The sequence below is a fragment of the Neoluteolibacter marinus genome (assembly GCF_014904755.1).
GTDB lineage: Bacteria > Verrucomicrobiota > Verrucomicrobiia > Verrucomicrobiales > Akkermansiaceae > Haloferula > Haloferula marina.
This window is the reverse complement of record NZ_JACZFQ010000131.1, coordinates 13,772-38,945: the sequence shown is the minus strand read 5'-3', so window position 1 is coordinate 38,945 and position 25,174 is coordinate 13,772. Positions and strand designations below refer to the sequence as shown.

25 protein-coding genes are annotated in these 25,174 nt (G+C 63.2%); 14 read left to right on the top strand and 11 right to left on the bottom strand.

Annotated features, from left to right (window positions below):
• The first annotated feature begins 183 nt into the window (after window positions 1-183).
• The 11 genes from IG178_RS26410 (at window position 184) to IG178_RS23855 (ending at window position 8,389) form a co-directional block, all read left to right on the top strand.
• Window positions 184-573, top strand: a complete 390-nt coding sequence (locus IG178_RS26410; RefSeq protein ID WP_193215119.1) for a DUF805 domain-containing protein — start codon at window positions 184-186, stop codon at window positions 571-573.
• Window positions 574-1,155: 582 nt separating this feature from the next.
• Window positions 1,156-1,755, top strand: a complete 600-nt coding sequence (locus tag IG178_RS23900; RefSeq protein WP_193215118.1) for a hypothetical protein — start codon at window positions 1,156-1,158, stop codon at window positions 1,753-1,755.
• 141 nt (window positions 1,756-1,896) lie between these two features.
• Entirely contained in the window at window positions 1,897-2,313 is a 417-nt protein-coding gene (locus IG178_RS23895) for a hypothetical protein (RefSeq protein WP_193215117.1), read from the top strand.
• 35 nt (window positions 2,314-2,348) lie between these two features.
• Window positions 2,349-2,921: a DUF1444 family protein gene (locus tag IG178_RS23890; protein ID WP_193215116.1), complete on the top strand. Its 573-nt coding sequence runs from the start codon at window positions 2,349-2,351 to the stop codon at window positions 2,919-2,921.
• A gap of 140 nt (window positions 2,922-3,061) precedes the next feature.
• Complete coding sequence (locus tag IG178_RS23885) at window positions 3,062-3,439, top strand: DUF6331 family protein (protein WP_193215115.1); 378 nt, start codon at window positions 3,062-3,064, stop codon at window positions 3,437-3,439.
• An 892-nt stretch (window positions 3,440-4,331) separates the two neighbouring features.
• Window positions 4,332-4,715: a hypothetical protein gene (locus IG178_RS25740; RefSeq protein ID WP_226895722.1), complete on the top strand. Its 384-nt coding sequence runs from the start codon at window positions 4,332-4,334 to the stop codon at window positions 4,713-4,715.
• Window positions 4,716-4,872: 157 nt separating this feature from the next.
• Complete coding sequence (locus IG178_RS23875) at window positions 4,873-5,229, top strand: hypothetical protein (RefSeq protein WP_193215113.1); 357 nt, start codon at window positions 4,873-4,875, stop codon at window positions 5,227-5,229.
• Window positions 5,230-5,341: 112 nt separating this feature from the next.
• A complete protein-coding gene (locus tag IG178_RS23870; RefSeq protein WP_193215112.1) occupies window positions 5,342-5,887 on the top strand; it encodes a DMP19 family protein in 546 nt (181 codons plus the stop codon).
• Between the two features lie 339 nt (window positions 5,888-6,226).
• The gene (locus tag IG178_RS23865; RefSeq protein ID WP_226895721.1) at window positions 6,227-6,652 is read left to right on the top strand and encodes a hypothetical protein; all 426 of its coding nucleotides are present in this window, start codon (window positions 6,227-6,229) and stop codon (window positions 6,650-6,652) included.
• The gene (locus IG178_RS26405) at window positions 6,543-6,839 is read left to right on the top strand and encodes an HIT domain-containing protein (protein WP_425499873.1); all 297 of its coding nucleotides are present in this window, start codon (window positions 6,543-6,545) and stop codon (window positions 6,837-6,839) included. The genes IG178_RS23865 and IG178_RS26405 overlap by 110 nt, the downstream gene beginning before the upstream one ends.
• Window positions 6,836-8,389, top strand: a complete 1,554-nt coding sequence (locus tag IG178_RS23855) for a sulfatase-like hydrolase/transferase (RefSeq protein WP_226895719.1) — start codon at window positions 6,836-6,838, stop codon at window positions 8,387-8,389. Before IG178_RS26405 ends, IG178_RS23855 begins: the two co-directional genes overlap by 4 nt.
• 14 nt (window positions 8,390-8,403) lie before the next feature.
• Here IG178_RS23855 and IG178_RS23850 read toward each other — a convergent pair whose 3' ends face one another.
• Both IG178_RS23850 and IG178_RS23845 read right to left on the bottom strand, forming a co-directional pair.
• Window positions 8,404-8,775: a SpoIIAA family protein gene (locus tag IG178_RS23850; protein ID WP_193215109.1), complete on the bottom strand. Its 372-nt coding sequence runs from the start codon at window positions 8,773-8,775 to the stop codon at window positions 8,404-8,406.
• 111 nt (window positions 8,776-8,886) lie between these two features.
• Window positions 8,887-10,575 carry a mechanosensitive ion channel family protein gene (locus IG178_RS23845; RefSeq protein WP_193215108.1) on the bottom strand — a complete coding sequence of 563 codons (1,689 nt, stop codon included), beginning with the start codon at window positions 10,573-10,575 and terminating at the stop codon, window positions 8,887-8,889.
• A gap of 333 nt (window positions 10,576-10,908) precedes the next feature.
• Here IG178_RS23845 and IG178_RS23840 point away from each other — a divergent pair, with 333 nt between their 5' ends.
• The gene (locus IG178_RS23840; RefSeq protein ID WP_193215107.1) at window positions 10,909-11,064 is read left to right on the top strand and encodes a DUF1328 domain-containing protein; all 156 of its coding nucleotides are present in this window, start codon (window positions 10,909-10,911) and stop codon (window positions 11,062-11,064) included.
• Between the two features lie 30 nt (window positions 11,065-11,094).
• Here IG178_RS23840 and IG178_RS26265 read toward each other — a convergent pair whose 3' ends face one another.
• From IG178_RS26265 to IG178_RS23805, 7 genes are all read right to left on the bottom strand, one after another.
• Window positions 11,095-12,666, bottom strand: a complete 1,572-nt coding sequence (locus tag IG178_RS26265; protein ID WP_193215106.1) for a mechanosensitive ion channel domain-containing protein — start codon at window positions 12,664-12,666, stop codon at window positions 11,095-11,097.
• 80 nt (window positions 12,667-12,746) lie between these two features.
• Window positions 12,747-13,562, bottom strand: a complete 816-nt coding sequence (locus IG178_RS23830; RefSeq protein ID WP_193215105.1) for a transporter — start codon at window positions 13,560-13,562, stop codon at window positions 12,747-12,749.
• A 92-nt stretch (window positions 13,563-13,654) separates the two neighbouring features.
• Complete coding sequence (locus IG178_RS23825; protein ID WP_193215104.1) at window positions 13,655-15,265, bottom strand: alpha/beta fold hydrolase; 1,611 nt, start codon at window positions 15,263-15,265, stop codon at window positions 13,655-13,657.
• Window positions 15,266-15,443: 178 nt separating this feature from the next.
• Window positions 15,444-17,378, bottom strand: a complete 1,935-nt coding sequence (locus IG178_RS23820) for a tetratricopeptide repeat protein (RefSeq protein ID WP_193215103.1) — start codon at window positions 17,376-17,378, stop codon at window positions 15,444-15,446.
• Window positions 17,379-17,399: 21 nt separating this feature from the next.
• Complete coding sequence (locus IG178_RS23815) at window positions 17,400-18,314, bottom strand: YybH family protein (protein ID WP_193215102.1); 915 nt, start codon at window positions 18,312-18,314, stop codon at window positions 17,400-17,402.
• A gap of 47 nt (window positions 18,315-18,361) precedes the next feature.
• Window positions 18,362-19,081 carry an aquaporin Z gene (gene aqpZ / locus IG178_RS23810; protein WP_193215101.1) on the bottom strand — a complete coding sequence of 240 codons (720 nt, stop codon included), beginning with the start codon at window positions 19,079-19,081 and terminating at the stop codon, window positions 18,362-18,364.
• 206 nt (window positions 19,082-19,287) lie between these two features.
• On the bottom strand, window positions 19,288-20,526 hold the full coding sequence (locus IG178_RS23805) for a BamA/TamA family outer membrane protein (RefSeq protein WP_193215100.1): 1,239 nt from the start codon (window positions 20,524-20,526) through the stop codon (window positions 19,288-19,290).
• 184 nt (window positions 20,527-20,710) lie between these two features.
• Between IG178_RS23805 and IG178_RS23800 the strand changes: the two genes are divergently transcribed.
• Together IG178_RS23800 and IG178_RS23795 are read left to right on the top strand one after the other, a co-directional pair.
• Window positions 20,711-21,616: a LysR family transcriptional regulator gene (locus IG178_RS23800; protein WP_193215099.1), complete on the top strand. Its 906-nt coding sequence runs from the start codon at window positions 20,711-20,713 to the stop codon at window positions 21,614-21,616.
• Window positions 21,617-21,726: 110 nt separating this feature from the next.
• Window positions 21,727-22,884 carry a glycoside hydrolase family 99 protein gene (locus tag IG178_RS23795; protein ID WP_193215098.1) on the top strand — a complete coding sequence of 386 codons (1,158 nt, stop codon included), beginning with the start codon at window positions 21,727-21,729 and terminating at the stop codon, window positions 22,882-22,884.
• An 18-nt stretch (window positions 22,885-22,902) separates the two neighbouring features.
• Here the strand turns inward: IG178_RS23795 and IG178_RS23790 are convergent, their stop codons facing one another.
• Together IG178_RS23790 and IG178_RS23785 are read right to left on the bottom strand one after the other, a co-directional pair.
• Window positions 22,903-24,126 carry a carbohydrate porin gene (locus IG178_RS23790; protein WP_193215097.1) on the bottom strand — a complete coding sequence of 408 codons (1,224 nt, stop codon included), beginning with the start codon at window positions 24,124-24,126 and terminating at the stop codon, window positions 22,903-22,905.
• A 51-nt stretch (window positions 24,127-24,177) separates the two neighbouring features.
• The gene (locus IG178_RS23785; protein WP_193215096.1) at window positions 24,178-25,083 is read right to left on the bottom strand and encodes a hypothetical protein; all 906 of its coding nucleotides are present in this window, start codon (window positions 25,081-25,083) and stop codon (window positions 24,178-24,180) included.
• Window positions 25,084-25,174: the final 91 nt, after the last annotated feature.

Sequence of the window (25,174 nt, the reverse complement as noted above, 5' to 3'; positions counted from 1 at the left end):
ATCGTTTCATCACACGGGGGACTTGAACCCCCTTTGGTTCCCGCCCATGATGGGCATACACAAGCCGGCACTGGGCAACCCGCTACCCGCCCCGAGTCGAAGTCGGAGGGTAACGACAAACCTCAACCTGAATCGGAGGGGCGCTCCCGGTAGCGGGTGCCAGGCCTCGACGTTCGGCAGAAAATGAAATACCTATTCTCATTCTCAGGTAGATCGGACCGCTTCGAGTGGTGGGTGATTTCTATCATCACCGACCTAGTCGCGCAACTCTGCCTGATCTTCGGGTTCCTGTCGCTCGATTCGGACGCCAGTCTTCGTTACGTTCAGGCTGGAGGCTTGTTTCTCTGTGTGATCGTGTCTCTCTGGATGTCGATTGCTGTGTCAGTGCGGAGGATGCGGGACCGCGAACGTTCACCGTGGCTTTTGCTAGCCGGATTGGTGCCAGTGGTAGGGTGGACTTGGTATTTCATTGAGTGCGGCTTCCTCCCTGCGCCAGGCGAGAGAGGGACAAGAGGAACACGCAAACTGGTAAGACGGATGGTAACAGCCAATGCCGAACAAGACGTCACCTAACGCCTGTCCCGCCTCCAATTCCAGCTTTCAAGGCCGCTACAATCTCAACCCCGTGTTCCACCCTCGCCCCCGGTCAGGCCTAGGAGGACTCGACGTTCGGCAAAGAATGAAATCACTCACCGCTAAGCAAGCCGCCGAGTGGTGTCGCAACCTAGGAGTCCCATCCGATCAACGCTCAGGCCCATCGTCCGAGATCTTGGTAGACCGGTTTGAGCTGCCCGCCGATTCAGGGGACCGCATTGCGATCGCTATGGAGCGACTGGCGGAATTCAGATCGGCATCTCGGATCTTAATTTGGATCACTGAATGGGGAGTCTGGCCATCTATTGATCGGTCAGAAGACTTTCGGGCGATTCGAGCCGATATTGGTGAGACCCGTTGGCTTCACGAGATCCCAGCCCACCTGGCGTCGAATGCCGATTTCGAGTATGTCCGCCGGATGACCGAATGTGCTGTTTCCTCACTATGGGACCTGTATTTGATCGGCCCGAAGGGCAGCAAGATTCTCCATTTTTCCCACGACGAGTGGGGCGGATCCCGCGGAGTCCCAACAACGCGGAGAATCTCAGATTAACCGCACCGATGAGGTACACACTGAGAACATTTTGGGCTCTCGCCGCACTCCTGTTCTTCCCGATGGGGGCAGCAACGGCTGCTGTCGTTGTCAGCAATGTGAGCCTGACACCCAATTCAATCACATTCGATTTGGCTGGGACTTTAGAAGGGCCGTCACCCGGCACCTTCAACCAGCAGATTTTCATCACCGCTGCGACAGGGTCCTTCATGCTCGATCATGTTTCAACAGGGACCGCTGTCACCTTTTCCACCACGAACGCGAATGGGCTGTTCGATTTCTACACCATCAATCAGCCCGGCAGATACCCGTTCACCTTGGCTACCGCCGCAAACTCTTCATACGTGGTGGGAGGGGATGTGACAGGCACCTATTCAGCGACTTGGACGAATGCCCAATTTGATCCAACGGGAGGAGCTACACTTGATTTCCATTGGGGAGCAGCGGGCGTCTTCGCCACCAACCCGCCAACCGGGACAGCAATGGCGCTGGGAGTGCCCATTCCGGAACCAACGGCGAGCGTTTTCACCGCATTGGGGTTGTTCACTCTGCTAGGGCGCCGCCGCAGGAATCAAAGGGCCGAGCAGGCCGGGGGGGGCGTCGCTTGACCGCCGTCTGGTTGCCCGCCGCTTCGTGAATGCGGAACGTCCCCGATGTCCCGGCGCGCGGCCTTGCGTCCGCGCCTCCTCTCTGAAACGCTAGGCCGATCAGGTATGCGCACGATTACATTACTCGGATTCTTCGCAGCAGTGCTCTTGCTCGCCATTCCGGCCCGGGGGGAGGACAAGTGGAAGGAGATTGAGAACAAGTCGTTCTCCTTCTCTGTTCCTCCTTCTTTCAAGAAGACCGGTGCACGCGGCAGGGATTCTTTCGTTGAGGAGTATGTGGCAGCCGGGATTAAGGTGATATTTGACTACGGGATCAACTCGAACGACTTCAGGGACTGGCCAAAGGACACGAGGTTCGAGGACTTGAAGATTGATGGCAAAGCGGCACGCCTGGGCACGGCCAAGCGGGAGCTTCACGCAGGTCTCCCTTATTCGACGCAGGTCCGCTTCAAGTTGGAGAAAGGCATGGCCTTGAGCATGTCTGCAGCCTGCAAGTCCGAGAAGGAGGTGGATCTTGCCAGAAAGATCTTTGAGACGATCGCTTTCAAGGCGAAGTAGGCCTAACGAAGTCGTTCGGCAATTTCGGTATCACCATGGAGGAAGAAAAAATTAGCCCGAAAGCAATCGAGAGCGTCGTTCCGCGAATCTACGTCGACTTGCCGGATGCGGGTCAGGGATCAATCAAACTCACGCCGGAAGATTCGCCAGTAGTGCGGGGGCTGCCAGGGGATATTCTCGTTCTTTATGCCTTTGATACTGGCACCCATTTCGAGATCGTATCGCAGGGCGATCGCGAGGAGCTCGGCGTCAGCTCCGATGAACTCCATGAGCGCGCGATCTCGAATTTACGGAACCTGGAGCTTGAGGTTCAAGCGCACCAAGGGGCGCGGGTGACGATGCTCACGGCTGGCGGCGACTACGAGGCTACACTTCTGCTTCTTCCGGAAGTATGGGACTCGGTCCAGGCGATGGTTGAGGGGGACATTGTAGCGTCGGTTCCGGCCAGAGACATCATCTACTTCGTCGGCGATTCCAGCCCAGAGAATATTTCAGAGCTGAGGGCCTTGACCTCACGCATGCTCGAAGTGGCAGACAAGCCATTGTCCCGAACCTTCCTCAGGCGAAGTGGGGACGATTGGGTGAAATACGAGGGCCATGCCGAGTAAAAAAGAAGCAGAGTAAATCGTTGCAGATCCAAGTCCTGCCAGCCACGGGTTGAAATCGACAGGAAATCACGGAACTGTAAGCTGACGCCGACTTGCGCCCTCGGCAGGGCGTTACGGGACTCAAACGTTCGGTAAAAAGTATGGCGGAGACCGAAATCGATATTCCCAGCCCTTTGATTGATTTCATCGCCGCTCACGAGATCCACTGTGTTGCCGGCTGCTGTGGCGAAGATGCTTTCGACTATTCCCCGGAGGCAATCGCCGAGAACGAATGGACGGAGAGGAGCGTCGCCGCGCTGGACCTTGATCTTGCACGGAGGCAAGTGGAAGAGTTCCGGGAGCGCGCGAAGAGCTGTCACGATGAGCCGTCGAATGACCGGATCAATCGATATTGGGAGGATGGTGATGCCGTTGATCAGTGGTGTGACATGATTCGTGGGCTCATCGGCTCTTGCGAAGCACATCTGAAAGCCAAGGCCGAACAAGGCAAGCGTGGCAACGGCGGGCAAGCTCGCTAGGTTGCTGCGCTCTGGAATCTCGACACCGCCGTGCCATAGCTACCAAGTTCGATTAAAAATCAAACAAACGCCGCCTCGTGTCGGATACCATCATCATTGCTGTAATAGCACTGGCTTCAGCCATCTCAGTGTTGCATGTTTGGGCGTTCTATCGAAAGCCTCGCGCACGGAGGGGGCCGTATCTGGCGATTTTGATCATCCTTGTCGTCGGAACCCTATTCATTCCGATCCACGGTGGCGACGGCCATTTGGCGCCAATCCGGCTCTGGGGCCCATATCAAGTATTGGCTATTCCAGAATTCTACAGCGCTAGCAATCGGGATTTTCTGATCGACAGTGCAATCATCGCAGCCCCCCTCATACAGCACGTCACATGCGTTTTATTGGCATCGCTCATCGTCCACAGACGTGGAAGAAGTGAACAAGCTGGCGCATCCGACGGCGATAAGCCGCCTTGTTGAATTCGGGCTTCCTGCGAGCCGCAGGATGGCCTAACGCGTTCGACCGAAATCCGTGACCAGACACACCACGATCTCTGTTCTTTGTTCGCTGCTTGTCGGCGAGCTCATCGGATATCTGGCGACGCGCGTTGGGATTTCAGGCTCACGAGCTGTCCAATACGAAACGACACACCCGACGATTTCTCGAACACGGGACTTTGCGCAGAAGATCATCGTTCCAGTTGTCGCTTTTGATAAAGCGTCGTTCGATGAGGTGATTGATTATCTGCGGAGCATGTCGCGGACCGGCGTTGAGATCCCTGGTGAGCCAGCGGCGTTCCGTCTCAATTTCATTGTGGTTGACCCCAAGAAGCAAGCGAAGCCCATCAATCTCAGAATGAATCCGGGCTTCCATTGCGCCGCCGGATGCGATCAAACGTTCGACCTTGGAAATGAAGGTAAGACGAAATCGAGCGTTGCTATCCTTGTGTGCCGCATTGGTTGGCTACATCGCCTGGATCTCATGGCCTCACATTGGCGAAGTGGATGTCGCCAATCATGCGGGTGTTACTAAGTCTGATATTGAACAGATCGTCCACAAGTTGGAGGGCGACGGTATGTTTTCCGGGCGGAGAGAACTGGCTACGATCGGATCATCTCTGATCGACCCTCGATCCAGGCCGAAGTATTTCGTCGAGATTGAGGGGACATCCGAAGCGATAGTGATTACCGCTGGCTACATCCGGGGAGAGCTCTGGGGAGGAGGGCCGGTGGTGGGCGCAAAGAAGAATGGACTCTGGGTTTTTGAACCTTACAGTGCCCTTTGGAAAAGCTGATCGAGAAGGAGACGCACTGTCGATCCAGTCGGAGCGCCGAGCCCCTGACCCGCCGCTACCTCTAGCTGCCATTACCAGTCCAACCTCACCCGCAATCAAAGCGGCGCCCCCGGGCAGGACCGAGAGGACTTCAACGTGAACCTGAAGCAGAACTGCCATGAGCGCTGATCGAATCGCCGAACTTCGCCCTGCAATTCGTGAGGCGATTGACGGTGCACCCAACACCTGCGTGACGTTTGAGATCGACGGCGACAGCGATAAGTGGCTGCAGTTTGTCGACCACACCATTAACGCCGCATATCCGCACATTGAAGATCCCTCACACAGAATTGAGGCCATGTCGGGCGTTGCGATACCTAGAATCGTCGATTGGGAGGCAGGAGAGTTCGCGACATTCGAGCTCGCGCGTGTTGAGCTTACGCCTCTTGCGAAGTGGATCGACGAGTATTTCGTGAGCATCCTAGGCTGCGATGCCGGAGGCTATCATTTCAGCATTGTCTTCCAGACCATATGAAAAAGCGGGCTAACCTGTTGCTGGAACTAACGCCACCATCGGACGCAGTCGCGGCGAGGTCGCTTGGTGTGCCAATTGCCGTCATGTCTCAGTCTCAACTTCGGTCGAAGATATGAAGATCCCTTTCACTCCGACCTGGGCAAAGGTCGAATCCCTAAGAGAGGGCTTCGGGCAGTTCCGTTACATCTTCGACAAGGACGTGGAGAAAGAGTGGAAGAAGGGATATGACCAACTGAACGTGGGGCGGCAGATGGCAGTCCGCTTCTGGTGGTTGACCTCCGAACTCAACAACGGCGGATTGGATCAGTATTTCTGGAACAGCAGCGGGGATTTTGCTTCAGACACAATCGCCGATCTGAGGCGGATCGGGTACGAGTCGGCGGCAGAGATTCTTGTGTCCGCGTCACAAAAGCTCTTCGGTGACCCGGGGCCGCCGCGCGAGACGCTACTCCGCAGGGCCGCAATTGAGGACCATTACGGAACCCATCCCTTCAACGACGACGATGATCGGGAGCGCCTCGCGATGCTCGAGGACAAGGTGAGCTTGGTTCGGGAGACTCGACAACTGGACTCGATTCAGAAGGATGTCGCCATCGCACTGGTCACTTGGATGCGAGTCAATCGGAGCGAGTTCACACATATAAAGGACACCGGCTAACAAGATGCTGTGTCGGAGAGCCAACGCGGAGGTGAGGTTCCTGGTGGTGGTTTTCAGGCCGGGTGGAAGCCGGTCTCGTTGGAGTTGCTCGGCAGTGCTGATTTGAGGATGCCGACGACGAGGTGCAGCAGTTTGCGCGTGACGGCGATACCCGGGCAGTCAGGGCGGGCAGGAAGAAGGCCCGGCGGAGCTTGTCCGGCTCGGAGGGCTCTCGTCGGCTGTCTTGTCTTTCATGGTTCCTGTCGGTAGCATCCACTTGCGGTATTGGTCCGGGACTCTTCAGGGCGGATCGATGCCCCTCCGCGATTCAGCACTCCCTGAAGCATTCGAACACATTCCATGAACCGTCGATCGTTGTTCGTCACGTTGTGCGTGCTGCTGTTTCCGATATTGGGCTGCGAGAGAAAGGCTGCTCCTCCGGCTGCGACCGTGGGACCTTTCGAGGTGAACGGCGACAGCGGGGTTGCGAACGGGGAGGCCTTCGGGATCAAGTTCAAGGTCGCGGGCTCGACCGGGGCAAAGACTACGTCGGCGCTCTCCGGATCGCCGGAATCAAGCAGCCGGGCGGAGATCCTTTTGGGGGATCATCTGAGGATCGAGCTCGAAACGGTTGCGGATACGGACCAGATTGTTTTCCGCTTGAACAGCCGCTCCTATGGCAAGCTCCAGCGGGGTGATGAAGTCGAGATCGGGGTGGATCAGGACGTCATGGTCAATGGTGAGAAGCGGTCGGATGCAGGTGGTCAATTTTCCGGTGGGGGCTAGGGGAGTGATCCAGGTGCGTCAGAACAACGCTTCAGCCGCGGGGAAGGAGGTCTTCCAACTGCATTTTCATGTGATCCCAAGCAAGGGTGCTTTGGCGGATGAAGCCTCGCTGATTTGGTATTCAGTGTCTGCTAGGTCGCTTTTTGTGATGAAAAGTGATCACGGTGGCGGTATAGCCGCGCCATGACGACGTGGTATTGCGGTTTTTCGATCTCCTGTGGGCTGATGGTCGCGGGAGTGCTCGCTTGCTTGTCCGGTCTAGCGAGGGCCGAACAGGGCGGGCAACGCCCGAATATCCTGTTCTTCCTGGTCGACGACATGGGGACCACCGACACCTCGGTCCGGTTCCTCCGCGATTCCAAAGGCGAGGTCATCGAGGCTCCGCTGAACCGGCGCTACCGGACGCCGAACATGGAACGCCTTGCGGCGCAAGGCCGGCTGTTCACGCAGGCACGGGCGTATTCGGTCTGCACGCCGACGCGTGCCTCGTTGATGTCGGGGCGGGAGGCGACGCGGCTTCACATCACGACCTGGACCGACCCGAGGAGCGCGGGCGACACCGGGGAGATCCATAAGCAGGGGATCTCCGGGCCGAAGTGGCGGATCGAGGGGCTCGATCCCGCATTGCCGACGCTGCCGCGTCTGTTGGGGCAGGCGGGTTACCGGACGATTCACTGCGGCAAGGCGCACTTCGGTCCGGACGACGGACCGGCGGGTGATCCCAAGAACATCGGCTTCGACGTCAACATCGCCGGCTGTGGGATCGGCGGACCGGGATCCTATTGGGGGACCAAAAACTTCAGTGCGGAGTGGCGGGGCGGTGGCAAGCGTTGGGATATCCCCGGCCTGGAGAAGTATCACGGCCGCGACATTTTCCTGACGGAAGCGTTGACCCGCGAACTGGCGGCAACGCTCGACGAGACCGTGAAGGAAGGCGTGCCGTTCTTCGCCTACATGGCCCACTATGCGGTCCACGCGCCCTTCGAGGCGGATGCTCGGTTCAGCGGGAACTATCCCGGCTTGATGGGCAAGGAGCTGGCCTTCGCGACGATGGTCGAGGGCATGGACAAGTCGCTCGGCGACCTGTTGGACAAGCTGGATGAGCTCGGGGTGGCCGGCGACACCCTGGTGGTCTTCTATTCGGACAACGGCAGCGACGGGCCGCTGAACCTGCCCCTGAACGGCAAGAAGGGAACGCGCTTCGACGGGGGCAGCCGGGTGCCGATGATCGTCGCCTGGGCGAAGCCGGATGCCGCGAACCCGCTGCAGCGGTCATTCCCGATCGCAGCCGGCAGCACCGATGACCGTCTGGTGATCCCACCGGATTTCCTGCCGACCCTGGTTCCGTTGGCCGGAGGGAAAGTGCCGCCGGGCGCGGTGATCGACGGCCATGACATCGCGGCGAATTTGCGGGGGGATGCCGGCGCGGGGCGTGCAGAGCGGTTCCTCGTTCACTTTCCGCATGGCCGCCACAACAACGAGCTTTTCACGACCTGGGTCGACGGGGATTGGAAGCTGATCTACCAGTACCTCGAGCGGCGTTGGCAGCTGTTCCATGTCGCCGCCAATATCGGCGAGACCAAGGACTTGGCCGGTGAGAAGCCGGAGCTGGCACTGGAGCTGGCGCGGCGGATGATCGCCCGCCTGGACGAAGAGGGCGCACAGTACCCGATCGATGATGCGACCGGCGGACCGGTGAAGCCGGACCTGACGCCGCTGATCGAGGCGGTGAAATAGCCGGCTGCCGCGGTTCAATTGACGGAGTCCCCGGGCTCGTCGAGCCAGCGCCAGGCGGCGTCGATCTCGGCGGCGTCGAAGTAGCGGACGTCGGCTTTGGTGAAGGGCTTGCAGGCCTTGGCCATCCACCCTTCCCACTTCTTCTCCCCGACGAGGGCGATGCGCTTGAGGCTGGTGGCGTGCTGGACGCCGAACATGGCGTCGTCCCACAGGGCGTGCAGGTCCCAGCCTTCGAAGTTGTGGAACCAGGCGAGCAGGCGATCGGACCCGCGGGCGATGGCGGCGTCGACCTGGGGGACGAACTGGGTGTAGTCGTCATCGTGGAGGCGGCCACTGAGTTCGAAGCCGATGGCGGAGGTGGATTGAGATGGAAGTTCCTTGATCATGATGTGAGTGGACGGTTGCGGACCGCGGGCTGTCCGGATGGACGTCGCGAATCCCGGCGCTACCCCACAAGCTCGGCCGGGGCAGGGAACGGTCAAGGGGAGCCTGCCGGCTCAGGGTGAACCGGTAGTTTTGGTGCTGTCGCCCCCATCTTGTGGAAACCAGCGATCCTTCGGAATGACAAGGGGCTGGGGCGGGTCGTCCTTGTAGTGGGGTGACATGATCTGGATGCCGGCCTCATTGAAAGCGTCTTGGACGCGGCCGTTCAAGGCGGACAGCACGGCCCCGCGGCGGGCGGCATTCCCGGTGTAGCAGGTGAGGGTGTATTCGGCATACCAATCGGAGAGCGCTTTCTGGATCACGTAGGGCTCCGGCTTGTCGAGGATGCCCTCGGAGTCGGCCGCGGCGCTGGTGAGAAGCCGGTGCACCTGTCGCCAGGGCGCATCGTAGCCGATGGTCACGACGGTGATGACGGGTACTCCGGTTTCTTCCTGCAGGCGGCTGAAGTTGGTGGACGGGTTGCTGACCATCACCGCGTTGGGAATGGTCAAATACTCGCGCTGCGGGGTGAGGATCTTCACGGCAAGGATGCCCATTTCGGTGATGGTTCCCTCGATCTCCCCGAGGCGGACGTACTCGCCGGTGCGCACGGAACCCGAGTAGAGCAGGACGAAGCCGCTCATCACCTGGTTGATCAGTCCGGAGGAACCGAGGGAAATCATCAGACCGATCAGCACGCTGATGCCCTTGAACGCGTCGCTGCCCGAGCCGGGCAAATAGGGGTAGGCGAGGACAAGAGCGAAGATCCAGATGACGGCGATCGCGATGCGGCGGGTGGCCTTGGCGGTGTCGGTGGCCATCAAGCCTTGGTCGGAATCGTCGCCCATGCTGCGGATGACGCGGTCGACCATGCGCGCGAGCCAGCGGGCGATGAGCAGGATGAAGCCGGCGGTGAAAAGTCCGGGGATGGCCCCCGCGGCGCTCCTCAGCAGCCCGAAGCCGAAATTGCGGAGCCGCTCGGTGAAGGCGGAGCCCAGCGGTTCGGTCAGCGGAAACTGGTTGAAGACGAAAGCGCCCCAGACGCACAGCAGGTAGAAGCCGAAGGACAGGGCGGAGATCTTCACCAGTTGCTCCGCCAGTGTCGCGACGTGGGGGCGGAGGTCGGCGCGGGCCAGATGGAGGCGCTTCCACGAGCGGACCCGGCGCTCGACGGCGCGGGCGCCGACCCGGGTGATCATCCGCAGCAATACCAGCGCGGCGATGAAGATGGCGGTGGCGACGAGCGCCGAGGTGACGCCCGAGGCGATGGCCTGGGCGGAGCCCTGCTCAATGCGGGCCTGCCGGACTTCCTCGAGATGGGCAAGGGTCGTGGTGCGGACGCTGTCGAGGGTTTCGCCTGACAGTTCGTCGAGGTCGGACTGGAGCAGGGAAAAGAGATAGGTTTCCCCGACGAGGAAGCGGATCGCGGTTTCCCCGTCGATCTCGGCTTCTTCGGTGGTGACACCGGATTCGACGAGTTGGTCCGACGCCTCCTCGATGCGTTTCAGCGCATCGGCCGCACGCACCTCCGGAGTGAGTTTGGCGACCGGGGAGCGGAAGGTCGCGATCTCACGGTTCCACCACACCAGCTCGCTGGGCTCTGGCGCAGCAGCCGGGGCGGGCTCTTCAGCGGGCTTCTCCTCGGCGATGCTTGAGGCGTCGCCGAGCACCCCTTTTGCCTTGGGCGGATCGGCTCCCGGTGCCGGCAGGGTGAAGAGGAGCAACAGCACACAGAGGCGGGTGACGAAGGAGGTTGGATTCATAGGGACGAGAGGCGGGGCCTTCCCACCGCAAGCATCGCAACCTCCCCGGCGTGCGAGTGCAAACCCATTCGGGAGTCTTTTCCCGTCGTGAACCGTCTTCAGCTGCTTGGGATGCGCGCAAAGATGCTGTTGAACTTCCGGACTTGGGGAATGTCATCTCCATGATGGAGTTGGAGTTCTTTCAGCAGGGATCTGAGTTTCTAATTCCATAACACGCAATAGAGTGATTGAGTCGCCGGTTGACGGCGGAGAGCGGCCTGATCCCGTCCGTCCTGATCCGCCGTGGCGGGCAGTTCCACCGCGGGCCCAATAAACAACGACCCCAATCGCATCATGCTCCACTATGCCATCGTCTTCCTCGTGATCGCCATCATCGCGGCGGTCCTCGGCTTCGGCACCCTCTCGGGCCTTGCCGCAACGATCGCGAAGATCTGCTTCGTGGTCTTCCTGATCGTCGCGCTGGTGTCATTCCTGAAGAAGAACACCTGAACGGCAGCCGGGTCCGCGCCGTGGGAAGTGCTAGGTGGCTTCCTTCGGCGGCAGGACCGGCTGGTCCGGCTGGGCGACGAAGTTCGGCGACATGATCTGCACACCGGCCTCGTGGAAGGCGTCCTGGATGCGTTCGTGAAGGTCGGAGAGGACTGCACCCTTGCGGGTGATGTCGGCCGGCACGAAACGCAGTTCGTACTCCGCGTAGAAATCGGAAAGCGCGGTCTGGACGACCCTCGGTTCCGGAACGTCGCGGATGCCGGGGGTGCGGTCCGCGGCGAGCAGGAGCAGGTCGCGGACCTGCTTCCAGGGTGCATCGTAGCCGATGGTCACCGACGTCGCGAGCCGGGTCCGGTGCTCGTCGGTATTGCGCGAGTAGTTGACGGTGTCCTTCGAAATGAGGACGGAGTTCGGCACGGTGACGAACTCATCTTTCGGTGTCCGCACCTTTGTGGAAAGGAGCCCGATGTCGGTCACGATGCCCTCGACGTCGCCGACGCGGGCATATTCCCCGGTCCTCACGGCTCCGGAGTAGAGGACGACGAAGCCGCTCATGACCTGGTTGATCAGGCCGGTGGAGCCGAGGGAGATCATCAGGCCGACCAGCACGCTGATGCCCTTGAAGGCCTCGCTGTCGGAACCGGGGATGTAGGGGTAGGCGACGACCAGGCCGACGATCCAGATCAGCACGGTGGCGATGCGGCGGGTGGCGCGGGCGGTGTCCCTGGCAAAGAACTGGTCGGTGTCGGCGGATCTTTCGAAGCTGCGGAGAATCTGGTCGGCCAGGCGGGCGGTGCCGCGGGTGACGAAGAAGATGACGGTGACGATCAGGAGATTGGGGATCGCGGCGAAGATGCTGTTGAGAAGCGTGTTCGCGAGCAGCGCCACCTGCTCGCCGAGGACGCCCGCCCACGGGGCGGTGTAGGGGAACTGGGCGAGGACCACCGTGAGCCAGACATAGGCGGCGATCATGCCGACGACGGCGATCACCAGCGAGGTGAAGCGGCGCGAGGTCTGGAGGAAGGCAGGGCGGAGATCGAGGTCGCGCTGCTTGAGCTGGCGGAGCTTGGCGGTGCGGCGGATGAAGAAACGGCGGATCTGGTGATTGAGCCGGGAGAGGCCCCAGAGGATGGCGGCGAAGATCAGGGTGGCGGCCAGGGCGATGCCGGCGCCGCGGAGGATGACCGTCCAGTTGCGCTGTTCCAGCTTGGCGCGCCGCAACTCCTCGAGCCGGCCCAGGATCTCGGTGGCGCTTTCGTCGAGCGATTGGCCGGAGGTCGGGTCGAGGTCACCTTCCACCAGGGTGAAGAGCGATCGGCCGGCAACCGAGAAGGCCACGCCCCGGAGGTCGGCGAGGGCGACGTCCTGGCGCGTGACCGGTTGGTAGAGCGAGAAGTCCGGCAGGTCCACCATCCGCTGGAGCGTCATGTCGCGGCGGATGGTGGGCGTAAGGTTGGCGATGGAGGCGCGGAAGACGATGATCTCGCGTTGCCAGACGACCAGTGCCGCGGGTTCGTCCGTCGCTTCCTTCGCTTCGTCCTGGGCGTGCAGCGGTGCCAGCCAGAGGCCGAGCAGGAGAAGGGCGAGAATCCGGGGAATCACGCTACTTCTATGCTGCCGCCCGGTGGCGGAAGTCAAGCCGGCCGGACGATCGGATCTGATAGAGCGGGTGCCGCGGGAGATCAGCCTGTCGGGAAGAGGAAGGTGAAGCCGAAGCGGAGGCCCCATTCGGGACCGCCGTCCGGGGTCTCCAGGTAGTAGCGGGCACCGGCGAAGACCTGGATCGGCTGGTCCCCGATCTTGAGGAGCTGGGACACCAGGAAGTTGGCGGGAACGTTCCAGTCGGAGGTTTGCCAGTTGTAGGTCGTTTCCAGGTTCAAGGTGAAGCTGGTGGCCTTGGCGGTGGTGTAGGACACGAAGGGTTGGACAAAGGTGGCGTTGACGCTCTTGTCGCCGCTGCCGGCGAAGTCCCAGAGGTGGTTGGCGAGGGCGCCGTAGGTCCAGCCGCCCTGTTGTTTGAGCACCACGGCGGTGGGGCCGGCGGCCCATTTGTTTCCCCCCAGCAGCGAGTCGGTGGCTGTCGGGAACAGGAAGGCCGGGCCGATGCCCCAGATGAATGGCTCGGGATCCTTCGGTGAGAAGAACAGGCTCTGGAGGATATCGCCAAGGCCGAAGGCGTCGGTGGCCCCGCCAAAGGCGATGCCCTGCTGGTCGACGACGGGCAGGATGGTGCGGGAAATGACGTTCCAGTCCTCGTTGAGGTCGAAGGGGATGACCGGCTGGATGTTGGTGGTCCACTTGGTGCCCCCACCCGGGCCGAGGCCGAAGTCGAGGTTGCTCTGGACCGGAACGCTGATGAGGCTGGCAACCGGATTCGAGAGTTGCTTGGCGAGGTCCGCGTCGGCGGCGTGGAGCGGGCTGGTGCCGGCCAGGGCGAGCAGCAGGCACGTCGCGGCGGGCGGCAAAACGGCGGGGAGAGCGGACAATGAAGTGTTCATGGTGTCATCAAGTGCTACGGATTCCCCTATGTGATAAACCGAACTCCCGCGCTTTGGGAAGCGGCGAGTTCAGGTGTTGGGGACGATCCGGCTCATCGTCCGGCGTGCATCAACAGGATCCGATGGACCTCGGCGATGCCCTCGGGATTCATCTGGGTGCTGTGATTGGAGGGCACGATCTTTTCCGACACCGCGCCGTCCCAGTGGGAACTCCAGTAGGCGACCACACCGTCGCTCGAGTCCGGGGTGTCGCCCTTGCCGCGGTCGCCGATGATGGAGTGGAAGGGAATGCGTTTGGTGAGCGGGATCTTGTTCACCTCGAGGATGAAGCGGTTGTTCGGTGCGAGGGTGTCGATGCTGTTCGGCGCGCGCTTGAGGACCATCGCGGCGGGGTCGGCCGTGACCACGTTGGCGAAGGTATCGCGGGCGTTGGCGATAAAGGCGGGGGCGCGGACGAGTTTCGATCCGATGCGGCCGACCCAGTTGGTCGCGAGATTGCTGCCGCGGTGGGGGGCGGAGAGAAAGATGGCGCGGCTGATGTCGCGGCGGGAATTGAAGATGAGGGAATCCTCGAGCAGGCTGCGGCTGGAGCCGGTGATCGCGGTGTCGGCGGGTGCCTTGCCGAAGTACGAACGCCAGATCGTGTCACCGGCGTCGGTGAGCATCAGGTGAGTGATCAGGCCGCCCATGCTGTGACCGACCATCACGATGTCCTTGTGGTCGGGGTAGGTCTTGTTCATCCGGTCGAGCTCCTTGCGAAGCAAGCTGGCGGAGTAGGGGTAGGGATAGCCGCTGGGGTAGCTGAAGACCCAGAACTGATACTTCTCGCGGATCTTCTCGTCGGCCATCAGGGAGGTGTACATCAGCGAGAAGGAAGCCGGCGTGTCCTGGAGACCGTGGACGAAGAGGACGGGGATGCGGTCGCGGTCATAAGGCTGAAGCCGGGTCAGCCGGGCGGTGTCGCTGAAGCGCTGGGGATTGAGCAGGCGGCGGATGCCGAGCTTGTCGATGCGGGTTTCGGACAGGGCGTAGGCGACATTGAGACCGAAGTTGGCATGCAGCGGGTAGCGGCGTCCGTCGATGGCGACGTTTTCGGTCTCGTAGGGGTCCACCAGATCGACGGTAGCCGTATTGCCGGCGAAGGTGATGAGCGCGGTGACATTGCGGTAGCGGAACTTCTGGTCGAAGTACTCGCGGTCGCCGAGTGGCGTCTCGAGAAGTGCAAGCAAGGGTGCGCCGACCCCGGTTTTGATTGCGGGGGTCTTGGAGTAGGGGCCGGAAAACTCCAGGGTGTCGGCAGGAATGAAGCGGCGCTCCTCGACGTCGAGGTCGGGTGGCTGGACCCCGCGGAGCACGTAGCGGGTGCGGGGGGCATCGACTTCAACCTGGTCATGCCACGGCCGTATGCCGGCGTCGCGAATGTGCTCCAGCAGGCGGGCGGTGAGATAGTTGTACTCCGGGAGTGCGGCGGAGTCGCCGGCGGCGAGACGGTCGTAGGCGGTCCGCAGACTGTCGAGCGTGCTGGCTGCCGCCCTCAGGGCGGGCTTGGTCTTTCCGGGCGAGGCGGCGACCAGCGACGTCTGGTCCACGGCGGATGCAGCCGGCATGTCCGGCTTCACCTGGTGGTAGCTGATGGGAGCGTAACAGGCGGACAGCGTGAGTCCGGCGGTCAGGGCGAGGGCGAAACGGGGAAGGGATGTCACGGGGTGGATGGGCGTGGCGGGACCGATGACGGGGTTTGTCGAGGGAGTCGTGGATCGAGGTCGCTGTCAAGATCGCGAACGGGGCAGCTTCGTCGGCATGCCCGGAGTCACTGCAGGAAAACGAAGAGGCCCGGAGCGCGGGACACGCTCCGGACCGGGATGAAGCAGGGATTGTTCCTTAGCCTTTCTTGAACTCGAGGCCGGGGTCGCCTTGCGGGCTGCCGACCATCACGAACTTCAGCTGCGAGTCATCCTTCAGGCTGATCTCGGAGATCATCTGGGAATCGTCCATCGTCAGGACCAGCAGGCCCTGGTCGTCGAGGCCGTAGGTGCCGGTCAACTTGCTGTCGGCGCCGCCACCGGAGTAGTCCCAGCTGAAATCGCCGCTTTCCTTCATGGTGAAGGTGATCTTGCCACCGCCGGCAGCATCGCTGACCCAGGTGCCGACCAGCTTGTCCACCGGCACGGGCTCGGGGGCCGGGGGCGGTTCGGCGTCGGCGTCGCCTTCATCGGGCAAGGAGCTTTCGGTCAAGTCGCGGAGCTGGCGGGCGATGGAGTCGGCCGGTTGCAGTTCAGTGGTGGTCTTGAACTGCTCATACGATTTGTCCATGTAGCCGCAGACCATGTAGTGGTAGCCGAGCAGGAAGTGGCCGTCGGCCTTGTCCGGCGATCCCTTCACGTAGTCTTCCAGCTTGTGCAGCTGGTCGTCGTAGCTGGAGGAGTCACCGTAGAAGGCGATCATGGTGTCCCAGCTCCAGCCGGGACCGGAGGCGAGGACCGGATTGAGCACGCCGGCGGCGTCGCCGTACTTGCCGAGGGCGAAGAAGACCAGCGCACGGTACTCGTGCAGGGAGACGTCCCCCGGGGTGTAGCCGAGGGCTTCATCGATCGCCTTGGATGCGGTCATGTAATCGCCGGCCTTGAAGGCGTCGCTGGAGCGCTGGAAGGCCTCGTCGGACTTGGATTCGGCGGTTTCCTGCGCGGCTTCGTCTTCGGGCCCCGGGTTGGCGGCCGCGGCGACCGAGACGGGCTCGGAGTAGTTGATATAGGTGTTCTGGACCGGCGGGGCGGGATACGGGTTGCTGTAGGTCTTGTATCCCATGTCGTAGATCAGGTTGCCGAGACTCCAGACGCCGATGCCCCACATGAAGCCGGAGGCGAAGTCGTGGTGACGATCGTTGTAGTACCAGTAGCGGTTGTAGTAGCGGGCGTTCCAGCCGTAGTTCCAGTGGCCGTGGTGCCAGGGGTGATAATGGTTGGCTCCCCACCACGGTTTCGCGCCCCAGTAGTTCGGCCGGTACGAGAAGTTGTTGTTGTGGCGGAAGTTGTTGTTGATCTTGATGTTGACGTTGTTGTTGTTGCCCCAGATTCCTTTGTTTCCGCCCCAGCGGTTGTTGTTCCAGTTGCGCTTGTTGGCGGGGAGCGTGGCAGGCCGGTTGAGGCCGACGTTGCGCCGGTTCACGTTCACCTTGTCGATGTGGACGTTGTTCCGGGTGTTGTTGCCGATCCGGTTGTTAGTGAGGCGATTGTTGTTGTTGCCGATCCGGTTGTTGTTGCCGGCACCGGGGCGGCCGGGCTTGTTGGCGGGGCGGTTGGGGTAGGACACCATCCCCGGCAGGGTCGCGGGGCGGTTGTTGCCCGGGCGGTTGTAGTTCGGCTTTCCGCTCGGCCGGTTGTTGCCGGGACGATTGAGATCCGGCTTCTGGCCGGGCCGCTGGGTCGACGGCCTTTGCGCCGGCTTGGTTTGCGGGCGCTGGGCGGGCCGGGTGGAAGGTTTGGCTTGAGGACGTTGGGCGGGCCGTGCCGCGGGTTTTGCCTGAGGTCGCTGGGCGGGTCGTGCCGCGGGTTTTGCCTGAGGTCGCTGGGCCGGTCGGGACACCTGCTTTGGCGCCGGCCGGGAGGTTTTCCTTTGGACCTTCGAGCCGGTCATCGGGCTGCGTTTGACCTGGCGGCTGGGGCTTGCCTTGAATCCGCCGCCGCCACGGGCTTTGTGAGCGCCCCCGCCACCACCGCGGGCCTTGCCGCCGCCACCGCCGAAGCCACGGGCCCCGGCGTCCGGGGCGATGAGCGAAAGTCCGATCAGAACGGACAGGATCGTAGAGAAGAGTTTCATGCTATCAGATGGTTGGAGGTTTCATTCGACGGAGGGTTCCGGGGTCTGCCGGACCACCCTCAGCTCGCTGGCCGGCTGGGGTTCCCCGTTGATCAGGCGGCGGGTGACTTTCCAGACGATGGTGTTGTCGTCCACGAAGTTGAGGTGCTGGTTGGCGCTCATGCTTTCGCCACCGGCCGTGGTGCCTTCGGTGCTGACCGCCCAGCCGGTGCTGTCGGGGGTCCAGGTGGCCTTGGCAAAGCCGCCCTCGTCGTCGAAGGTCCAGCAACAGATCGTCCCGTGCGCGCCATCCCAGCCGAAGCGGATGGTGGTCGTCTGCGGTGGGGCGTCGGCGGCGGTGGAGAGCATCTCACCGGCGAGGTAGTTGCCGGTGTCGTCCCAACCGAAGGCGAGGTCGAGGCGCATGCCGTCCTTCATGGCGGTCCAGTCGCCCTTGAGGCCGGCGGCAAGATCGGCGAGGTGACCGGCGGCCGAGGTGGCATCGCCGAGGTTGCGTGTGCTGGCGATCTTCCACTCGCCGTCGTCGCCCTTGAGCAAGGCGGCGGTGTAGTCGGCCGAGCGGGCGGGCTCGTCGTCGCCGGGCGGGGTGTAGTGGACGGTGCCGTCCTCGATCGCCAGGGTCGGGGCGACGATCCGCACCGAGGCGACCTCAACGGCCACCGAAGGGGCGTCCTCGTCGGCGAAGACGTCCGCGTAGTGAGCCTCGATATCGGCCCGGCCGGAGATGAGCTCCTCGCCCTTGAGGTCGGACATTTCACCGTCCTCGGTGAACAGGGCGGCAATCCCCGCGGCGTCCCGCGCGTTGTAGGACTGGATGAACTTCGAGGCGGCGGATTCCAGACCCGCGATCTCGGGCGACGGCTCCTCGGCGCGCAGGCCGGGGCTGAGAAGTAGCGCCATGACAAGGGTGGCGGCGTGTTTCTGGTTTGGTTTCATGGGATCTTGTGTGAGGGACGAAGCGGGCCCAACCGGGCAGCATAACGCTAGTTTCGGGGTTTTCCAGCCATCAGCGGATAAATGATGCCGGCGAGGATCGCGCCGGCGATGGGGGCAATCCAGAACAGCCACAGTTGGCTGATCGCCCAGCCGCCGACGAACATCGCGGGGCCGGTGCTGCGCGCTGGATTGACGGAGAGATTGGTGACCGGGATGCCGATCAGGTGGATCAGCGTCAGGCCGAGACCGATGGCGATCGGCGCGAAGCCCGCGGGGGCGCGCTTGTCGGTCGCGCCGAGAATGATCATCAGGAAGAAGAAGGTCAGCACCACCTCGGCCACCAGGCAGGACAGCAGCGTGTAACTGCCGGGAGAATGGTCCGCGTAGCCGTTGGCCGCGAAGCCATCCGCAAATGAGAAGCCGGCCTGGCCACGGGCGATCACGCCGAGGACGCCGGCACCGGCGATCCCGCCCAGGACCTGGGCGATGATGTAGGGCAGCGCTTCCGACTTCGGATGGCGGCCGCCGACGACGAGGCCGATGGTGACGGCGGGATTCAGGTGGCAACCGGAGATGTGGCCGATGGCGTAAGCCATGGTGAGGACGGTGAGACCGAAGGCGAAGGACACGCCCACCAGCCCGATCCCGAGATTGATCGGGGTTTGCGATTCGATGGCGAAAAACGCGGAGGCGAGGACCGCGCTGCCACACCCGCCAAAGACCAACCAGAAAGTTCCGAGGAATTCAGCGATTAGTTTACCTTTCATGACGACAGTTATTTAGTTTATTCGATTTATCTATGGAATCGTCCAATTCGGGGGTGAAAGGCAGCTGCCGACGAATCTAACCAGATACGTTTTGATCATGGTTGGAGTGAAAGTAAACACAGCTTTGCTGCAATCTTGTGACAAAACCGGGCGCTTCGGGGGCGTCGCTGGCCGGGGCAGGGCCGGCTTTCAGGGGGCGGGCCGGCTCAAGGGCGGAACCAACTGCTGCCAAACTGGAGATAGACGGCGGACTCCCCGTCGCTGAAGGCAACGTCGATGCCGGCATGGATCCCTTGCCTGCGGGCGATGAGGTAGCGGAGACCGGCGCCGCCGCTGGCAACGCTCTTGGTGTCCTGGAAAAGCGCGTCCTTGTCGGGCCAGGCGACACCGAGGCCGGCAAAGGCTAGAACGCTCCAGCGCGGGTGGAACTGCCAGCGCAATTCGGCTTCGGTCGAGGCGACGCCGACGCCCTGGGCACTGCGGGCCGGCACGCCGCGGAGGCTGACCGACGGCCGCAGGTAGAGCGGGACGCTGCCGAAGCTCAGCGAGACGTCGCCCCGCCAGCCGAAGTAAAGGCAATCCTCGACCACCGGGCGATACCAGATGCCGGTCCACGCGAGGGTCTGGTAGCTGGTGCTGCCACCGAGGAAGGTGAGATTCGCACCGAGGTTCAGTTCGGAGAAGATCCCGCGGGTCGGCGTGAAGACATTGTCGCGCGAGTCGTAGATCAAGGCGGCCTGCAGGCTGCTGATGGTGGTGGAGAAGTCAAAGGTCCCGAAGCGGCTGATGAATCCGGGGGAACCGACGGAGGTCAGGTCGCCGGCGAAATCCAGCGACGGTGTCACCTCGCCGTATAGGTATCGCAATCCCGCCCGCCACTTCGTGTCGCCGATCCGCCGGTCGGCGCCGATCGATCCGCCGGTCATCTCGAGGTTGTAGCGCAAGGGATTCCCCGACGGATTGGCGATGCTGCCGAGGCCGTTGAAATCGAGGTTCACCGAGATGTCCGCGGCGGCACCGTGGACATGCCACTTGTCCCCGTCGAAGTAGTGCGACGCGGCGGCGAAGTATCCACGGGACCCATTGTTGGTGGCCATCGCCCCGAGCGCCCAGAGGTTGGGCCGGGCGCCCTTGTCCTCGGGCTGGTCGATGAAGAGCGGAACGAAGGCCGCACCGGTGCCGACCGCGGGCTCGGTGATCGGGGAGACCAGGGGGAAGAAACCGTAGGCCTGGTCGAGCCGCTCGCTGAGGTCGAGCATGCCATCCTCGTCGTCGAAGAGGGCGGGGAAGTGACGTGGGAGAAAGCCCGTCGCCGAACCATCGTCGGCGATGGGACCGGTGCTCTGTGCCGTCGCCACCGGACCAGCCAAGACGATCGCCGCCGCGCCGCTCATCCAACGCCGGACGGGGCGGAGGATCGCGGGTCGGTGAATGCGCGGAGCCATGGTCGGAGTGGCGACGAGTTCGGCCGGAAGCGGTAGAATCCCCGGTGTGATAGCATCCCTGCGATCCCGGGGGGATCGGAATCGTTCGTTCGCTCCCATTTTCGCGGGCTCTCTCCGGCCGGGAAGTGGCGGATGTCGCCGAGAGGGATTGAACGGGGACGGGGGCAAGGGATTGAATCCGCGGATGAAACGCTGGAACCTTCAAAAGCTGGGACATTTCGTGGTGGTCGCGGCCGCACCCAGCCTGAGCGAGGCGGCGCGGCAGATCGGCATCAGCCAGCCGGCGCTGACGACCAGCATGCGGACGCTGGAAAGCGAGCTGGGCTTCACCTTGTTCGACCGCAACAAGGGTTTCGAACTCACGGCGATGGGACGGGAGCTGCTGCCGCGTGCAAAGGCGGCGCTGAACCGGATCGACGACCTCGAGCGCGAGGTCGAGATGGTCCTTGCGGGGGATGCGGGGGAATTGCGGGTGGCCTGCGGCCCGGCGGTGGCGGACGGGCTGGTGGGGATCGCGATCGCAGGCCTGATGAAGGCCAGTCCGGCGGCCCGGATCCGGGTCGACGTGGTGGGCTACACCTCGTTCGAAGCCATGCTCCGTGACCGGCAGGTGGATCTGGTGGTCGGCGATACCTCGCCGTTCCTTGATCGGGACGGCTTCGAGGTGGTGCCGCTCAAGCCGCAGGAGATCGTGTTTTTCTGCCGCAGCGGCCATCCGCTGGCGACCCGGGAATCGGTCGGCATCGACGAGTTCTTCGGCTTCCCGCTGGTGGCTCCCGACCTCGGGCCGCAGGCGACCCAGTGGCTGGCGGCTCTCCGGCCGGCCAAGGACGCGCTGCGCAGCCTGACGCTGACCTGCAGCCATCTTGCCCTGCTCAAGCGGGTGGTCGAGTCCAGCGACGCGATCAGCGGGGCGCCGCGGATGGTGATCCAGCCGGGGCTCGACGCCGGGCGGCTGGCGGTGATCGACCTGGTTGCCAGGCCGATGCTGAATCACATCGGCGTGATCCACCTGAAGGCGCGGAGCCTCGGCCCGGTGGCCGAGCGGTTGGTGGAGGAGCTGAAAGCCGTTTCGGGCCGCGGCCGTTGAGGATTTGATCCGAAGTCCAGGAATCGTCAGCCCGCGTGAAGTCCCGAGCTCCCAGACCAAGAACCGGATTCTTCCGATCGCTCCCCGGAAGTGCGGCATGCCTGCTGGCCGTGGCGATGCCCGCTACCGGCGTCGCCCGGGACCCGCTGGTGCTGGTTCACTACATGGCGTGGTATGAGTCGAAACCGGCCAGCGGTGCGTGGGGATGGCACTGGACGATGGGCCATTTCGACCCGGAAGTAACCGGCGGGGACGGACGGCGGCAGATCGCGTCGCACGACGGTCCTCTGATCGGCCCTTATGACTCGGGCGACGATGATGCGCTGGAGTGCCAGGTGCTGTTGATGAAACTCGCGGGAATCGACGGCGTGGTCGTCGATTGGTATGGCACCTCGGACTTCCGTGACTACGCGATGATCCATCGCAACACGCAGCGGCTCATCGGGCGGGTGAAGCAGGCCGGCCTGAAGTTCGCGATTTGCTACGAGGATCAAAGTATCAAGCACATGGTCGAGGCCGGGCGGGTCACGGCGGCGGGCGGCATCGACGAGGCGGCCAAGGCCATGAAATGGCTCGACCAGCACTGCTTCCGCGACGAGGCCTACGTCACCTTGTCCGGGAGGCCGGTCTTGATGGTGTTCGGGCCGCAGCACTTCACGGCGCCGCAATGGCCGGAGGTCCTGGCGGGGGTCGATCACCGGCCGAAGTTGTTCGGACTGCCTCACCTGGCACGCGAGACCGGGATGGACGGTGCCTTCGGGTGGCCGCCGGTCAGCGGTGGCTCCGAGATCCCGCGGGAGACCTGGCTGGACTATTTGAAGGATCTCCACTCCCGCGAGACCGTCATTTCCGTCGCCTTCCCGGGCTACCATGACATTTACCAGGAAGCCGGGCTCCACGATCGCTACGGGTTCATCGACGCCCGGGAGGGCAAGACCTTCGGTGAAACCCTGGCTCTCGCCCGGGACAGCGCCGCGGCGATCATCCAGATCGCGACCTGGAACGACTATGGCGAAGGAACGGGGATCGAGCCGGCTGACAAAAGCGGGTTCCGGTATCTGGAGGTCGTGCAGGACTCGTTCGGCTCCGGTGCTTCCGCCGCGGATCTCCGTTTGCCGGTTTTACTCTACCAGCTGCGCAAGAGCCATGGAGGCGACCCGCTGCTGGCGGCGAAGCTGGAGTCGGCATCCAAGCTGTTGCATGCCGGCAAGACCGCCGACGCGCGGAAACTGCTGGAAGCGGTCCGCGCCGGCGTTCCGGCCGAATGAGGGCCGGGGCGTGATCGGTTAGAACTCGATGCCTGCACGGATGCCGGCGATCAGGCGGATGCCGGGGCCGCCGTTGAAGTCATCACCGAGGATGAGCTGGACGTCGGGCGTGATGCGGATGCCGTCCTCGGGTTGCCAGCGGTAAAAGGACTCGAGGGCGATCTGAACCGGGCTGCCGGGTCCCGAACCGCGGCCGATGCCGGCGGCGATGCCGAACAGGTCGTTCTCCTGGCAGCTCCAGGCGAGCCCGCCCGAGAGCAGGGTTTCGACCGGGGCGGCGCCGCCGGTTGACCAGGCGAGGCGGGCGAAGCCGCGCAAGTCGCGGCCGTCGAGTTCCTGCTCGAAGGTAAGCGAGGCGCCTTCGCCTTCCGGGGTGCCCGCCGAGTCGACGGCGTCGCTTCGCCAGAGCAACAGCTGGAGCCGCGACGTACGGTCGTCACGGCAGGAAAAATCGTAGCCGAACTGGAGGGCCTGGAAGAGGTCCCCCGAACTGACGTCGAAGTCGACCTGGTCGCCCGATTGGGTGCCCTGGACGGTCGAGGCGCCGAGGGTCACTTCGAGACCGCTCTCGAAGGACTTCGCGATCGTGAAACCGGCGCCGAAGCGCGGGAAGGCGACGGCGGGATCCGCCGAGAAGGCCTGGTTGAGGAAGGCCTGCTTGGAGCTGCGCAGCGCATGCTTGTCGAACTGCGAGTCGATCGTCATCTGGCCGTAGCGGAACTCGAGGTCATGTTCGGGAAAGAAGTGGCGGAGATAGAAGTCGGGGATCTCGAAGCCACTGTCGCTGAAGCCGTCGGTGACGCCCCACAGGGTGCCGAGTTCGGAGCGGAGCGCGGACGGCGCGACATCGCCGAAGGCATGGCGGCTGCGCAGGCGGAAGCGCAGTTCGGTCGGTTCCTTCATCCACCGGTGCCAGGGTTTCCAGATGCCCTGGAGGGTCAGGTCACCGCCCGCGGCCGTGGGCACACCGTCACCGAGCAGCGCCGCCGCGACGACACTGTGGAAGGTGACGGCATACTCGAGGCCGAGCGCCTCCCGCCACCGCTCGCGGGCCGTGGCAAACTCCTCGAGGAAGTCGAAGTTCTCCTCCGGACCGCCGGCGTTGTTGCGGCGGACATTGGCATCTATGTCGTCCGTCTCGAGGTTCGCGGGTGGCTCCGGACTGGCCGCGGAGGAAACCGCTGCCGTCAGTGCCGCCGCCACACCGAACCAGATGAGCGGGAACGATGCCCTTTCGACCATGCCGTGAGCTTGGCCGAAAGGGCTGCCGACTTCAATCCCGGGATTGAGCGATCATAACTCCAGCAGCTGGAACTCCATCGGCTTCGACTTGCGGTGACGGCGGCGCAGGAAGGCCGGCATCTCGGCCGTCCGCTGGAAGCAGAACTTCCGCGGCAGGTCGGTGTAGATCGAACGCGGTGGACCGGAGCCGCCGATGTCCTTGTAGAATTGACCGCTCTCCGGGGTGTGGAACCAGATGCGGCGCAAGCCGAGCTCGCCGGCGATCAGCCGGATGGCGGCGCAGACCATCGCCTCGTCCCACATCGTGCGGGACAAGCGGAGGCGGCGTTCCCAGTAGTCGACCAGGAAGGCGGTCGGCAACACGACCCCGCAGCTGCGGACCCGGGTCAACTGCTTGCGGCGCGCGTAGTCGAGCAGGTCCTTCACCTCGCGCAGCCGGTCGTTCTGGATCTCCTCGATCAGCGCCTCGCCGGTCGACCAGTCGAGATCGATCCGCGCCCAGGCCAGGGTGCGGTGGCGGCCCTGGTGGATCGGGTGGCAGGTCCATTCGAACGGGTCCTGGTCGCGGTTGGCGAGGTGCTTGTCGAGCCGGCGGGCGTCGTCGCCGTTGAGGTTGAGCTGGAGCACCAGGTTCCACGACTGCTTGCCGCGGCGGCTGGTCTGGGTCCAGCCGTCGAAGCTGTCCAGGGTGAGCCGGTAGTTCTCCGTCTCGTCCGGCCACAGCAGGTCGAGGTCGGCGCGGGTGACCGACGGTTTGCCGAGGGCACCGAACCATTGGCGGACCCGCTGTTTGTCGAAGAGCCGGCCGAAGGCCGACGCCTTGAGCGCCGTGACCGCGGTCTCGCCGCGGAGGGCGAGCTTGAGCAGTTCGACGGCGTACCAGTCTTTGCCATAGGTGAAGAGCGTGCGGCCCGTTGGCAGGCAGGCACGGATCTCCTCCACTTCGTGAAGTTGCATTTCCATCGTTGCGCGGTGCCGTGCCACCGGGGCACGCGGGTTCCGCGGCTTGTTTCGAGTTTCCCTATCCCGGCCGCCGGTAGGGGGCGGC

Coding starts and splice junctions, on each gene's coding strand:
- IG178_RS26410 (WP_193215119.1), top strand. CDS start 184: ATGAAATACCTATTCTCATTCTCAGGTAGATCGGACCGCTTCGAGTGG.
- IG178_RS23900 (WP_193215118.1), top strand. CDS start 1,156: ATGAGGTACACACTGAGAACATTTTGGGCTCTCGCCGCACTCCTGTTC.
- IG178_RS23890 (WP_193215116.1), top strand. CDS start 2,349: ATGGAGGAAGAAAAAATTAGCCCGAAAGCAATCGAGAGCGTCGTTCCG.
- IG178_RS23885 (WP_193215115.1), top strand. CDS start 3,062: ATGGCGGAGACCGAAATCGATATTCCCAGCCCTTTGATTGATTTCATC.
- IG178_RS25740 (WP_226895722.1), top strand. CDS start 4,332: ATGAAGGTAAGACGAAATCGAGCGTTGCTATCCTTGTGTGCCGCATTG.
- IG178_RS23875 (WP_193215113.1), top strand. CDS start 4,873: ATGAGCGCTGATCGAATCGCCGAACTTCGCCCTGCAATTCGTGAGGCG.
- IG178_RS23870 (WP_193215112.1), top strand. CDS start 5,342: ATGAAGATCCCTTTCACTCCGACCTGGGCAAAGGTCGAATCCCTAAGA.
- IG178_RS23865 (WP_226895721.1), top strand. CDS start 6,227: ATGAACCGTCGATCGTTGTTCGTCACGTTGTGCGTGCTGCTGTTTCCG.
- IG178_RS26405 (WP_425499873.1), top strand. CDS start 6,543: ATGGCAAGCTCCAGCGGGGTGATGAAGTCGAGATCGGGGTGGATCAGG.
- IG178_RS23855 (WP_226895719.1), top strand. CDS start 6,836: ATGACGACGTGGTATTGCGGTTTTTCGATCTCCTGTGGGCTGATGGTC.
- IG178_RS23850 (WP_193215109.1), bottom strand. CDS start 8,775: ATGATCAAGGAACTTCCATCTCAATCCACCTCCGCCATCGGCTTCGAA.
- IG178_RS23845 (WP_193215108.1), bottom strand. CDS start 10,575: ATGAATCCAACCTCCTTCGTCACCCGCCTCTGTGTGCTGTTGCTCCTC.
- IG178_RS23840 (WP_193215107.1), top strand. CDS start 10,909: ATGCTCCACTATGCCATCGTCTTCCTCGTGATCGCCATCATCGCGGCG.
- IG178_RS23830 (WP_193215105.1), bottom strand. CDS start 13,562: ATGAACACTTCATTGTCCGCTCTCCCCGCCGTTTTGCCGCCCGCCGCG.
- IG178_RS23820 (WP_193215103.1), bottom strand. CDS start 17,378: ATGAAACTCTTCTCTACGATCCTGTCCGTTCTGATCGGACTTTCGCTC.
- IG178_RS23815 (WP_193215102.1), bottom strand. CDS start 18,314: ATGAAACCAAACCAGAAACACGCCGCCACCCTTGTCATGGCGCTACTT.
- aqpZ (WP_193215101.1), bottom strand. CDS start 19,081: ATGAAAGGTAAACTAATCGCTGAATTCCTCGGAACTTTCTGGTTGGTC.
- IG178_RS23805 (WP_193215100.1), bottom strand. CDS start 20,526: ATGGCTCCGCGCATTCACCGACCCGCGATCCTCCGCCCCGTCCGGCGT.
- IG178_RS23800 (WP_193215099.1), top strand. CDS start 20,711: ATGAAACGCTGGAACCTTCAAAAGCTGGGACATTTCGTGGTGGTCGCG.
- IG178_RS23790 (WP_193215097.1), bottom strand. CDS start 24,126: ATGGTCGAAAGGGCATCGTTCCCGCTCATCTGGTTCGGTGTGGCGGCG.
- IG178_RS23785 (WP_193215096.1), bottom strand. CDS start 25,083: ATGCAACTTCACGAAGTGGAGGAGATCCGTGCCTGCCTGCCAACGGGC.